We start from the raw sequence: 11,980 nt of genomic DNA, 5'->3' as shown, positions 1-11,980 counted from the left end.
TCAAGATGGCGTGGCTGAATTTATCAGTGCTTCCTAATTCTTAGCGCTGGCTCTGGGATGCGTCGCATTTCAGAGGACGAGGAGAAGGTTGTCGAGCCGTCAGCGGATGCCTTCCGGCACGCTCTGTCGAGAGTCTGCGGTCAAAGCGCAGGGGTGACCCTGCGGACAAAGCTGCAGATGGAGCGAAATCCCTGAGCGATGTTGTGGGGAATTCATTTCGTGTGGATTCCTTTTCGATCAGGAGGTATTTTTATGTGTGGAATCGTGGGTTATGTTGGGGATCGTCAGGCGGCGGAGTTCCTGCTCGACGGACTCTCAAAGCTCGAGTATCGCGGCTATGACTCGGCGGGCATTGCCGTCTACAACGACGGTGAGATTCGCGTCGAAAAGAGCGTCGGACGCCTCGCTTCACTGCGCGACAAGATCAAGGGGAATGTGCCGACGGGCAGCCTCGGTATCGGGCATACGCGCTGGGCGACGCACGGGCGTCCGTCGGATGTGAATTCGCATCCGCATACGGACTGCCACGGTGACTTTGCCATCGTGCACAACGGAATCATCGAGAACTATCTTTCGCTGAAGGAAGAGCTCATTGCAAAGGGGCATGTCTTCAAGTCTGAGACGGATACCGAGGTCGTCGTACACCTCCTCGAGGAGGTATACAGCGGGGACTTCATCGCCGCCGTGCGCGCGGTGCTCGAGCGGATTGAAGGCTCATATGCGCTCGCGTTCATGAGCCGGAAGCATCCGGATATGCTGCTGTGCACGAAGCAGGACAACCCGCTCATTATCGGACTCGGCGAGGGCGAGAACTTCATCGCCTCGGATATTCCCGCCATCATCTCGAAGACGCGCCGTACCTATATCCTTGCCGATGGCGAGCTTGCGATTGTCCGCAAGGATGCGGTCGAGGTGACGAATCATCTGGGCGCAGTCGTGCCGAAGAAGGTGTTCGAGGTCACGTGGAACGCCGAGGCGGCGGAGAAGGGCGGCTATGAGCATTTCATGCTCAAGGAGATCAACGAGCAGCCGAAAGCTGTGCGCGACACGATGAGTCAGCGCATCACGGGGGATAAGAAGTCGATTTCCTTCGAGGAGCTCGGATGGGATGCCGCGTATCTCAATTCATTCAATAAAATCTACATTGTCGCGTGCGGCACGGCATACCATGCAGGGCTGGTCGGCAAATACTACATCGAGAAGATGGCGCGCGTCCTCGTCGAGGTGGACGTCGCCTCGGAGTTCCGCTATCGAGATCCGATTGTCGACGAGCATACGCTTCTCATCGTGGTCTCCCAGTCGGGCGAGACGAGCGACACGCTCGCAGCGCTGAAGGAGTCGAAGCGACGCGGGGCAAAGACCCTTGCGATCACGAATGTGGTCGGCTCGTCCATTGCACGCGAAGCGGATCAGGTCGTCTATACGTGGGCAGGCCCTGAGATTGCAGTCGCTTCGACGAAGGCGTATACGACCCAGCTTGTCCTCTTCTTCATGCTCGCCCTCTATATGGCAGAGATCAAGGGAACGCTTGCGGCGGAGCGCACGGCAGAGCTCGTTGCACAACTGCAGGAGATTCCCGCGCAGATCTCGGAGATCCTCTCCGATGTCGATCCGATCAAGACCTTTGCGAAGCAATACGGCTTCAACGAGGATGTCTTCTACATCGGGCGCGGTCTGGACTATGCCGTCTCGCTCGAAGGCGCGCTCAAGCTCAAGGAGATTTCCTACATCCACGCCGAGGCATATGCGGCGGGCGAGCTGAAGCACGGCACGCTCGCACTGATCGTCGAGGGCGTGCCCGTCATCGCGCTCGCAACGCAGCGCAATGTCTACGAGAAGACGCTCTCGAACATCAAGGAGGTCAAGGCGCGCGACGCCGTCGTCATCGGCATTGCCGCCGAGGGCGATACCGAGCTTGAGAAGTATGTCGATCACGTCATGCACGTGCCGGCATCGGATGAGTTCATCATGCCGATCCTCTCCGTCATCCCCCTGCAGCTGCTCGCCTACTATGCGGCGATTACGCGCGGCTGCGATGTGGACAAGCCGCGTAACCTTGCGAAGTCGGTTACGGTCGAGTAAATTTCAAAAGAATATGACAGCAGAGTCTCAAGGCGGGACTCTGCTGTTTTTCTCTGAAAAGGCGTGACAAGACCGTCAACTCATGCTATAACTATGTTCATTATGATAAACGAAGCAGCACGAATCAACATCAACAACATCCTCGAGCGCGCAATCGACATCGGGCAGCGCATGCTCGTTACGGGCGCGGAGGTCAGCCGCGTGGAGCGCACGATCAACTTCATTTGCCGCGCCTACGGCGTGCGCCATGTGGACGTGATGGTCATTACGACGAGCATCATTGTGACGCTGCGTGGCAACGACATCGGCGTCCTCACGCAGATGCGGCGCGTGCCGGGGCAGAACTTCGACTTTCAGCGGCTCAAGGCGCTGAATCAGCTCTCGCGCGAGATCTGCGCGAACCCGAAGACCTCGGATGAGATCAAGGCGCGCATTCGCGAGATCGATACGATGGAGACCATCTCCCTCAAGGCGTCTATCTTCTATTGGGCGCTGATCGCCGCGAGCTTCTCCGCATTCTTCGGCGGACGATTCGAGGATGCCGTCTGCGCGGGCATCGTCGGCGTTTTTCTGCGCCTCGTGCAGTATCTGCTCGGGCAGACGAAGCTGAATCCGTACTTTGCGCTCGTCCTGCTCAGCTTTATCGGGGGCATCCTCGCGAACTCCTTCATGTGGGTCGGCATGGACATTCATCCCGCTGCAATCAATATGGGCAATATCATGCCTGTGATTCCGGGGCTGGCTCTGATGAATTCGATTCGCGATATGTTCAGTCAGGAGACAATCTCGGGGCTCATCAAGAGCGCAGAGGCGTTCATCCTGAGCCTGCTCATCGCGACGGGGTTTGCGTTCAGCGCGACGGGCACGCTCATCGCCTTTGAAACGACATGGTGGGTGTATCTGCTAACCTCGTTTGTCGGCGGCTTCTGCTTCCACCTGCTCTGGCACGGGCACATCAAGGACGCTGCCGTGGGCGCAGTCGTCTGCATGGGTGCGTGGGGCTTTACGATGCTCTTTGTCGCGATGGAGTGGAACGAATTCGCGGGCTATTTTGCAGGCGCGGTCTTTGCCACGATAGCGGCGGAGATTCTCGCGCGCTTCTACAAAAGCCCCGCGACCATCTTCCTCATTATCGGTGTCATTGCGATGGTGCCCGGCGGTTCGCTCTACCGCACAATGTTCTACGCCGTTGCGGCAGACTGGGAGAGGTTCGGCGCGCAAGGCATCAAGACCTTCCTCTACGCCGTATCCATTGCGGCGGGCATCGTGATTGCAACGGCAATCTGGGAGACGGTCAAGGCATGGCTCATAAAGCAGAAGAAAAACATGGGGACTTCTGACACAGAGACCTGCTGCGAAATGCAGGGGGAAAGCTAAACGATATGGCAATGAACACGCGCACGCGCCTGTGGCTGACGATTTTTCTCGGCATCATGACGGCGATTGCGCCGCTCTCGACCGATATGTACCTGCCCGCGCTGCCCGAGGTGCAGACGGACTTTGCTGTGTCGACTTCGCTCGTCCAGCTGACGCTGACGATGACGACGCTCGGCATGGCGCTCGGGCAGATTCTCGCGGGGCCTCTGAGCGACCTCTACGGGCGTCGCATTCCACTCTTCATCGGGATGCTCGTCTTTATCGGCGCAACGCTCGGCTGCGTCCTCGCCGAGGACATCTATCTCTTCCTCTTCTTCCGCTTCTTTGCGGGATTTGCGGGGGCGAGCGGCATTGTGATCGCGCGTGCGATTGCGCGCGATGTCTGCGAGGGCGCGGAGCTGACGCGTTTCTTTGCGATCCTGATGATGGTAAACGGCTTCGCGCCGATCATCGCGCCCGTCATCGGCGGGCAGATCCTGCTCTTTGCCGACTGGCGCGCGACCTTCGTACTCCTCACGCTCATCGGTGTCCTCCTCGCAGGGGCGACCCTCATCTATCGGGAGACCCTGCCGAAGGAGAAGCGGAGCGCGAATATGACCGATTCGCTGAAGAAATTTCCCGCGCTCCTACGTGACCGCTACTTCCTCGGGCACTGCCTCCTGCAGTGCTTCGTGTTTGGCGCGTTCTTCTCGTATCTCTCGGGCTCTTCCTTTGTCTTTCAGAACATCTATGCCGTCTCGCCGCAGGTCTACAGCATAATCTTTGCCGTGATCGGCGCGGGACTCCTGCTCGCGGGCGTTCTGCCCGCGCGATTGGCGGGGCGTGTGCCGGACATCGTCATGCTGAAATACGCCGTACTTGTGCCGTTCGTGGGGAGCGCGCTGCTCCTCGTCGGCTTTTATTTCTCTGCGCCGATTGCCGTGATTCTCGTCCTGCTCTTCCTGACGGTCGTTCCGCTGTCCGTGATGGGGGCTGCGAGCTTCTCCCTTGCGCTTTCGCGGCAGGGAAAGAATGCGGGCAGCGCCTCGGCGCTCATCGGCTGCTTCTCCATGCTGCTCGGCGCGTGCATGATGCCCGTCGTCGGCATTGCGGGCGATCATACGGCGATTCCAATGGGGCTCATCATGCTGACGGGCTACGGACTGGGTACCCTCGTTTTTTACCGCATGATTGCGGCAGATCACATAAAATAGGAGGCGAAATTAAATGAAGGCATTTATCTACGACATGGACGGCGTGATTGTCGACAGCGAGATCATCCACATGAAGGCGGAGACAATCCTCCTTGCGCGCTATGGCATCGAGACGGACGAAGCTCTGCTCATGCCGTACCGCGGCACGAGTGACGCAACGATGTTCGAGGATATCAAGGACAAATACGATGCATCCTATGATGTGGCGGGCATTGTTGCGGAAAAGGATGTGCTGATGCGGCATCTGCTTCAAACAGAGGCGTTGATTGCGATCGATGGCGCGCTCGACCTCATCAAGGCGACCAATGCGCTGCGCGCGCGCGGCATCCGCACAGCCATTGCAAGCTCGAGCCCCTATGAAACAATCAACCATGTCACAGAGACGTTCGGGATTGCGGGCAAATTCGACGTCATCGTCTCGGGCGCGGAGCTTCCCATGTCGAAGCCCGATCCGACGATCTACTTGCAGACGGCGGAGCTGCTCGGCGTTGCTCCTGCGGACTGCCTTGTCCTCGAGGATGCTGCGGTGGGGGCACAGGCGGCAGTGCGTGCGGGGATGACCTGCATCGGATTCTGCAGCCCGCACAGCGGTGTACAGGACTTCTCAGGCTGTGCGCGCATTGTACACAATCTGTCGGAAATTGATCTGAATTCGTACTTTGGCGAATAAAAAATCGCTTTCAGCTATCTTTCACCCCGTTTTCCTATAATTTTCGATAGGGAGATGATACTATGCGCGTGCTTTTGGCAGAGGACGATCTGCGCCTCGGAAAGCTCATTCAATATATGCTCGAACAGAATGACATCACGGTGGAGTGGGTCACGGACGGCAAGGACATCTATGAGTATGCGACCTATACGGAGTACGACATCCTGATCCTGGACTGGATGATGCCGGGAGAGACGGGCGTGGAGGCGTGTGCGCGCCTGCGCCGCAATGGGTATGACCGCGCAATACTCATGCTGACGGCGCGCGATTCTGTGGAGGATCGCGTGACGGGGCTGGATGCAGGCGCGGATGACTACCTCGTCAAGCCGTTCGAGTTCTCCGAGCTGCTCGCACGTCTGCGCGCTCTCGGACGCCGTGCGACGCAGAGGATTCAGCACGAGGTGGATGAGATCGGCGGATTCAAGCTGAACCGCACGGCGAATATTCTCGAGAAGAACGGCAAGGTGATTCAGCTCTCGCCGCGCGAGTTCCAGCTGTTTGATCTTCTTGCACAGAATATCGGCATCGTCGTGCCGCGCGACATCATTCTCGACCGCATCTGGGGGCTCGAGGCGGATGTCAGTTCGAACAACATCGACTCCTATATGAAGATGCTGCGCAAGAAGCTCGACGCAGCGGGCAAGGGCGATGCGATCAAGACGATTCGTGGCGTCGGTTACAAATTGGAGACGCCGCATTGAACGAGCAGAACGTATTCGGCCGCAGCCGACTGCGGCTCATGCTCCGCTATGCGCTTGTCATGGGAGGACTGGTCATCGTCCTCCTCTTTGCCATGCACAAGACGATGGAGTGGGCGATTACGTCAGAGCAGGCGCGTGAGCTCCTCGATACGGCGGACAGCGTCTCCGAGTCACAGGCATACGCGCTGCTCCATGCAGACACGGATGTGGACGAGACGCAGCTGTACCGCAGCACGAACGACCGCCTCTTCTACTATGTGTTCGACGGGCAGGGGCGGCTCGTCAGCTTCTCGCGCGCCTCGTACCGCATCGAGTCCTTTGTGCTCGACATCGTGGGCGTATGGGATGCACCCGAGCGGGAGGTGCGCGTCTTTACAAAGACGAACGAGCGCGGCGCGTCGACGAAGGTGATGATGACGGCGCAGACCGTATTCAGCCCGCCGCTGCCCGTCCAGACGGTCTACGTCGGCAAGGATGTCACCGCCATGTACAACGGCATGGAGAAGGCGACATGGGCGCTCGCCGTCCTCGGGGGACTCGCACTCATCTGCGCCGCAGCGGTCGGCTACGTGCTCTCGGGCGGCGCGATGAAGCCCGTGCGCGAGGCGTACGAGCGTCAGCGCCAGTTCGCCGCCGATGCCTCGCATGAGCTGCGCACGCCGCTCGCCGTCGTGCTTGCCTCGGCAGATCTGCTGCGGAGCGATCCTTCGATCACCTCGCCCTTTTTGAAGCAGGTCATCGAGGATGTGCGCGACGAGGTCAAGAAGATGACGAAGCTCGTCGGCGACCTCCTCACCGTCGCACGTACAGATGGCAGGGCAAACCAGCTGAAGCCCGTGCGTATGGATCTCGTCGCCGCCGCACAGCAGACGGTACGCATCATGCGCCCATTTGCCGAGAAGAAGGACATCGTCATCGCCGAGGAGCTGCCGAAGCGCACGGAGATCAATGCGGACGAGCAGAAGATCCGTCAGCTCATCCTGATCCTCGTCGACAATGCAGTCAAGTATACGCCGGAGCATGGGCGCATCACTGTCTCACTGCAGGAGGAGAAGGGGGGCGTTCAGCTCTCCGTCGCGGATACGGGCATCGGCATTGCGCCCGAGGATCAGGAGCGCATCTTTGACCGCTTCTACCGCGTGGACAAGGCGCGCTCACGTCGCATGGGCGGCAACGGACTGGGACTTGCCATTGCGCGCGAGATCGCGGAGGCGCACGGAGGGGCGATTGCGGTCGAAAGCGAGATGGGCAAGGGCACGATATTCCGCGTACACCTCAAAACACGCATAAAGAATTAGAGAGAACTATGGCAGAGAAATTTTTTGAACTCGATCATGTCACCCACGTCTACCAAAGCGGTGAGGGCGAGGGACACGAGGCGCTGCGCGGCGTCACCCTCTCCATCGGCGCGGGGGAGTTCGTTGCGGTGCTCGGCGCGAATGGCTCGGGCAAGTCGACCCTCGCGCGCCATCTGAACGCACTCCTCTTTCCGAGCGAGGGGCACTGCTATGTGCGCGGCATGGATACGCGCGATGAGGCACTGCGCTGGGACATCCGACAGGAGGTCAGCATGGTGTTCCAGAATCCGGACAACCAGCTCATTGCGGCGGTTGTGGCGGATGATGTCGCCTTCGGCCCCGAGAACCTCGGCGTGCCGCCTGCAGAGATACGGCGGCGTGTTGCGGATGCGCTCGCGCTTGTTGGCATGGAGCGCTATACACAGGCGGCGCCGCATCTCCTCTCGGGCGGGCAGAAGCAGCGTATCGCCATTGCGGGCGCGATTGCCATGCAGACGCACGCGCTCGTCCTCGACGAGCCGACGGCGATGCTCGACCCGCGCGGCAGGGCAGAGGTGCTGAGCGCCGTAGAGAGGCTGCACGAGGAGCAGGGCATGACGATCGTCTACATCACGCATTTTATGGAAGAGGCGATTGCGGCTGACCGCATCGTCCTGATGGATGCGGGGCAGGTCGTCATGGACGGCACGCCGCGCGAGATCTTCTCGCAGCCGGAGAAGGTGCGTGCACTGGGACTGGATGTGCCCCTTGCCGCCGACATCGCCGAACGCCTCCGGCGCGGCGGGCGGGATCTCCCGCAGGATATCGTAACGGATGAGGAGCTGCTGCATTGTCTATCGAGATAGAATCACTGTCCTACACCTACATGGAGGACACGCCGCTTTCGCACACTGCGCTGCACGATGTCACACTGACGATCAGAGAGGGCGCATTTACCGCGATTGCGGGGGAGACGGGCGCGGGCAAATCCACGCTCATGCAGCTCATCGGCGGGCTTCTCACGCCGACAGCAGGGCAGGTGCGTGTCGATGGCGTCAGCCTCTATGGTAAAAGCAAAGCGGAAAAAGAGGCGGCACGCACGGCGCGCTTTCGCGTCGGCATGGTATTCCAATATCCCGAGCATCAGCTCTTCGAGGAGACGGTCTATGAGGACATTGCCTTCGGTCCGCGCAATCAGGGGCTGACGGATGGCGAGGTCGAAGCCCGCGTGCGCGAGGCGATGGAGCTCGTCCATCTGCCCGAGGCATATCGTGATCGCTCCCCATTCGCGCTCTCGGGCGGCGAGCGCAGACGCGTCGCGATTGCGGGCGTACTCGCGCTCGCACCGCACTACCTCGTGCTCGACGAGCCGGCGGCAGGACTCGACCCGCGCGGACGTGAGGCGCTGCTCTCCATGCTCACCATGCTCTACAGGGAGCGCGGCGTCAGCATCGTCCTCGTCTCACACAGCATGGAGGACATCCTGCGTGTTGCCAATCACATGGTCATCCTCGCGGGCGGGCAGGTAATCGGCGAGGGCTCGCCGCAGGAGCTCTTTCGGCAGGAGGAACTTCTCGCGCGTGCCTCCCTTGCCGCGCCGCATCTCCTGCAGCTTGGACAGAAGCTCGACGCTGCGGGCTATCCCGTCGCAGACTGCATGACAGTGGAGGAGATGGCGGCAAAGATTTTGGAAGAACGATAAATGCACAAAAAAACCGGACAGTCACGTCCGGTTTTTTTGTATTTCAGTATGATCTCATGCGCATGCGCGGCGAGGTGGGGACTCCGGAGGGCTTTATTCCTGCCGCCTTGTCCTTCTCACGATCTTCCTCGAGGTAGTAAGAAGGATCGACGCCCAGCTCATGGATGAAATGGTAGAGGTCATTGCCCGTTGGAACGACCTGTATTGATTCGGCACCATCCTTCTCCTCGGAGAGATCGATGACCGTGCGCTGACTCAGCAGCTTGCCGTTGGTATCGGCAAAGAGGATGATGACGGGCGTTGTCGTGCGCCCGAACTTGCTCTCCTTCACAACGGCAAAGCCAAACGTGGTCTTGAGCACCGCACCCTCGGGATAGAGGGCGACATTGTTGAAGAACAGATCGAGCAGTTTCGGGTCGAACTGCCCCTTGTTGATGTTGTGCATGATGTTGTAGGCGATGTTTGGCATATACGCCTTCTTGTAGGGGCGCTCGCTCGTGAGGGCATCGTAGACATCTGCAATCGCCGCAATCTTTGCAAAGCGGTGCATTTCATCGCCCTTGATGCCGCGCGGATAGCCCGTTCCGTCGATGTGCTCGTGATGCTGACCCGCGATTGCCGCAAGTATGCTCGATTTTGGCAGCCCCGGCATCTTCAGGATGCGCCGCGCACCATCGGAGGGGTGCTTCTTCATGATGTCGAACTCGCTGTTGCTCAGACTGCGGTTCTTGTTGAGAATATCCGTATGCACCTCGATCTTTCCGAGATCGTGCAGAAGTCCGCCGAGCGTGATGAGCGACAGATCCTCCTTCGGCAGATGACAGAGCATCCCCATCATCGCGGAGAGGACGGCGACGTTGACGCTGTGTGCAAAGGTATAGGCGTCATGCGTGCGGATGTCCGTCAGCTGGACGAGGTTTTCATGGTTGTCGAAAAGGTCGAAGACAATCGCATCCGTCACCTTTTGCAGGGCAGGGATGTCGAGCGTCCCGCTTTCCTCGATCGATTGAAACGTATCGTAGACAGCGCCGATTGCCTTGACGCGCGTCTTCTCCTCGATCACATCGGGCGGCGGCGGAAGCTTGTGGCTCGGGTCCATGGAGGTCACGGTAATATTTTGAATGCCGAGCTGATGCAGTTTTCGAATATAGTCAATCGTAACCGGCTGTCCCTTGACGAGGTAGCTTCCCCCTGCGGTATTGAACAGACTCTGCCCAAGCACCATGCCATCCTTTAACTTCGAGACAGGAAGTCGTAGCATTTTTTCCCCCTTGCTCCGTTCGGTATGTATCGCCGCATTCTGCCGACAAGAGCAGCTCCCCTGATTGCGGTCAAATAGTATTGATAGATATGTTAAGTTTACATGAAATACTATATTTTGTAAAGAGGAATAGGTCTCATCATTCCATTTGCATGGAACTCTTGTTTTTGTTATACTGATAACAATCTATTGGGAGAGGACGATATACGGATTGTCACAGGAAAAATCACCGCACGAAAAAGCGGACCGTACATTCATCAAATACGCAGGAGCTGTATTCGCACTGTCCTTTTTGCTCGTCTGCGGCATCTACTATGCAAGCTCTTACTTCATGTCAGGCTCGCTGCGCGATGTGAATGCGTTCGCCGATCTGCCGGAACATGAGCTGGGCTATGTGCTCCTCATGGGGGTCGACCGCAGGGAGGGGGATGTCGGCCGCAGCGATACGCTGATGCTCGCTGCCGTCGATGAGGAGAACGGGCGCGCGGCGCTGCTCTCGATCCCGCGCGATACGCGCATCGAGGTCGGCAGCTATGGCTACGATAAGATCAATCACGCCTATGCGTTCGGCGGGCACGAGATGACACTCGCCTCGGTCAGTGCACTCGTAGGTGTTCCCGTCACGCATTACATCATGATCGACACCTCGGCGTTCGAGCGGATCGTGGATGCAGTCGGCGGCGTGGACATCGACGTTGAGAAGCGGATGTACTATGAGGACCCGTGGGACGACAACGGCGGCCTCGTCATCGACCTCCAAGCCGGGGAGCAGCATATGAACGGCGCACAGGCGATTCAATACGTGCGCTATCGTGACGGCGAGGGGGATATCGGGCGCATTGGGCGGCAACAGCGCTTTATGCGCGCACTCCTGGCACAATTCCTCTCTCCGCAGGTACTCCCGCGCCTTGCGGCAGTCGTCGATGAGGTGAAGAATGCGGTTGATACGGATCTGACAACGCGCCAGCTGCTGACGCTGGCAACGCGTCTCAAGGACATGGAGTCGGACGGCATCTCCATGCAGATGGTTGCGGGAACCCCTGCCTATCTCGGCGATGTGAGCTACTGGATTCCAGATCTTGTGGAGACACGCAGAGAGCTCTTTGCAGGCGTGGGCAAGGAAATGTCCGAGCGCATGCAGGAGGCGGCGGAGCACGATGCAGCCGTCTATCGGAAGGACATGCCGGAGCGACTGCGCATCATGGCGGAAGAGGACGACAGGGAGCTGCTGCCCTCCTCTGAGGAACTGCTCGCAGAGGGTGACCGTGTGATCGGAGAGCAGCGTGCTGAGCGCAGCGCTGCCGAGAAGAAAGCTGCGGTGCAGAGAGAAGAGGCGAAGGAGAAGCAGGAACCTGCGCCGGTAAAGAAGAGCAGCAAGGATACTGCGGACGATATCTCTGTTATGATTATCAATGCGAGCGGCATCGACGGTGCGGGTGCGGAGATTGCCGATACGCTGCGAGCAAAGGGATTCCGTATTTCGAGTGTGGAAACGGGGAATGCGTCTGACCGTCCAAAGACAGCAATCATGACGGCAGAAACACACGTGAACCTATTCTACGGCATGCCGTTCCCCTGCGTCATCATGCCTGTCGACGGGGCGGGAGAGCAGCAGGCGATTGTCATCATTGGGCGCGACTATCGGCCTGATGCCGTACATGCGGATGGAGAAGAGTGA

At 58.9% G+C, this 11,980-nt stretch carries 10 protein-coding genes; 9 read left to right on the top strand and 1 reads right to left on the bottom strand.

Features of this window, described 5'->3' with window-relative positions:
- Positions 1 to 252 precede the first annotated feature (252 nt).
- From glmS to HMPREF9163_RS03520, 8 genes are all read left to right on the top strand, one after another.
- On the top strand, positions 253 to 2,082 hold the full coding sequence (glmS, locus tag HMPREF9163_RS03555; protein WP_009440291.1) for a glutamine--fructose-6-phosphate transaminase (isomerizing): 1,830 nt from the start codon (positions 253 to 255) through the stop codon (positions 2,080 to 2,082).
- A 93-nt stretch (positions 2,083 to 2,175) separates the two neighbouring features.
- On the top strand, positions 2,176 to 3,459 hold the full coding sequence (locus HMPREF9163_RS03550) for a threonine/serine exporter ThrE family protein (RefSeq protein WP_009440290.1): 1,284 nt from the start codon (positions 2,176 to 2,178) through the stop codon (positions 3,457 to 3,459).
- Positions 3,460 to 3,464: 5 nt separating this feature from the next.
- The gene (locus HMPREF9163_RS03545; protein ID WP_009440289.1) at positions 3,465 to 4,652 is read left to right on the top strand and encodes a multidrug effflux MFS transporter; all 1,188 of its coding nucleotides are present in this window, start codon (positions 3,465 to 3,467) and stop codon (positions 4,650 to 4,652) included.
- A 13-nt stretch (positions 4,653 to 4,665) separates the two neighbouring features.
- Positions 4,666 to 5,322: an HAD family phosphatase gene (locus HMPREF9163_RS03540; RefSeq protein WP_009440288.1), complete on the top strand. Its 657-nt coding sequence runs from the start codon at positions 4,666 to 4,668 to the stop codon at positions 5,320 to 5,322.
- Positions 5,323 to 5,384: 62 nt separating this feature from the next.
- Positions 5,385 to 6,062, top strand: a complete 678-nt coding sequence (locus HMPREF9163_RS03535) for a response regulator transcription factor (protein WP_009440287.1) — start codon at positions 5,385 to 5,387, stop codon at positions 6,060 to 6,062.
- Complete coding sequence (locus HMPREF9163_RS03530) at positions 6,059 to 7,360, top strand: cell wall metabolism sensor histidine kinase WalK (RefSeq protein WP_009440286.1); 1,302 nt, start codon at positions 6,059 to 6,061, stop codon at positions 7,358 to 7,360. Before HMPREF9163_RS03535 ends, HMPREF9163_RS03530 begins: the two co-directional genes overlap by 4 nt.
- An 8-nt stretch (positions 7,361 to 7,368) precedes the next feature.
- A complete protein-coding gene (locus HMPREF9163_RS03525; protein ID WP_009440285.1) occupies positions 7,369 to 8,205 on the top strand; it encodes an energy-coupling factor transporter ATPase in 837 nt (278 codons plus the stop codon).
- Entirely contained in the window at positions 8,190 to 9,041 is an 852-nt protein-coding gene (locus tag HMPREF9163_RS03520) for an energy-coupling factor transporter ATPase (RefSeq protein ID WP_037345860.1), read from the top strand. Before HMPREF9163_RS03525 ends, HMPREF9163_RS03520 begins: the two co-directional genes overlap by 16 nt.
- A 43-nt stretch (positions 9,042 to 9,084) precedes the next feature.
- Here HMPREF9163_RS03520 and HMPREF9163_RS03515 read toward each other — a convergent pair whose 3' ends face one another.
- Positions 9,085 to 10,302: an HD-GYP domain-containing protein gene (locus tag HMPREF9163_RS03515; RefSeq protein WP_009440283.1), complete on the bottom strand. Its 1,218-nt coding sequence runs from the start codon at positions 10,300 to 10,302 to the stop codon at positions 9,085 to 9,087.
- 211 nt (positions 10,303 to 10,513) lie between these two features.
- Between HMPREF9163_RS03515 and HMPREF9163_RS03510 the strand changes: the two genes are divergently transcribed.
- Positions 10,514 to 11,980, top strand: a complete 1,467-nt coding sequence (locus tag HMPREF9163_RS03510) for an LCP family protein (protein WP_037345857.1) — start codon at positions 10,514 to 10,516, stop codon at positions 11,978 to 11,980.

It is taken from the genome of Selenomonas sp. oral taxon 138 str. F0429 (genome assembly GCF_000318175.2).
Taxonomy (GTDB): domain Bacteria; phylum Bacillota; class Negativicutes; order Selenomonadales; family Selenomonadaceae; genus Centipeda; species Centipeda timonae.
Note: the sequence above shows the minus strand (reverse complement) of the source record. Positions and strands in the feature narration are given on the sequence as shown.

Bases quoted from the DNA above. Each gene is read 5' to 3' on its own strand.
- HMPREF9163_RS03515 (WP_009440283.1), bottom strand. From the start codon at position 10,302: ATGCTACGACTTCCTGTCTCGAAGTTAAAGGATGGCATGGTGCTTGGG.
- HMPREF9163_RS03550 (WP_009440290.1), top strand. From the start codon at position 2,176: ATGTTCATTATGATAAACGAAGCAGCACGAATCAACATCAACAACATC.
- glmS (WP_009440291.1), top strand. From the start codon at position 253: ATGTGTGGAATCGTGGGTTATGTTGGGGATCGTCAGGCGGCGGAGTTC.
- HMPREF9163_RS03540 (WP_009440288.1), top strand. From the start codon at position 4,666: ATGAAGGCATTTATCTACGACATGGACGGCGTGATTGTCGACAGCGAG.
- HMPREF9163_RS03525 (WP_009440285.1), top strand. From the start codon at position 7,369: ATGGCAGAGAAATTTTTTGAACTCGATCATGTCACCCACGTCTACCAA.
- HMPREF9163_RS03545 (WP_009440289.1), top strand. From the start codon at position 3,465: ATGGCAATGAACACGCGCACGCGCCTGTGGCTGACGATTTTTCTCGGC.
- HMPREF9163_RS03535 (WP_009440287.1), top strand. From the start codon at position 5,385: ATGCGCGTGCTTTTGGCAGAGGACGATCTGCGCCTCGGAAAGCTCATT.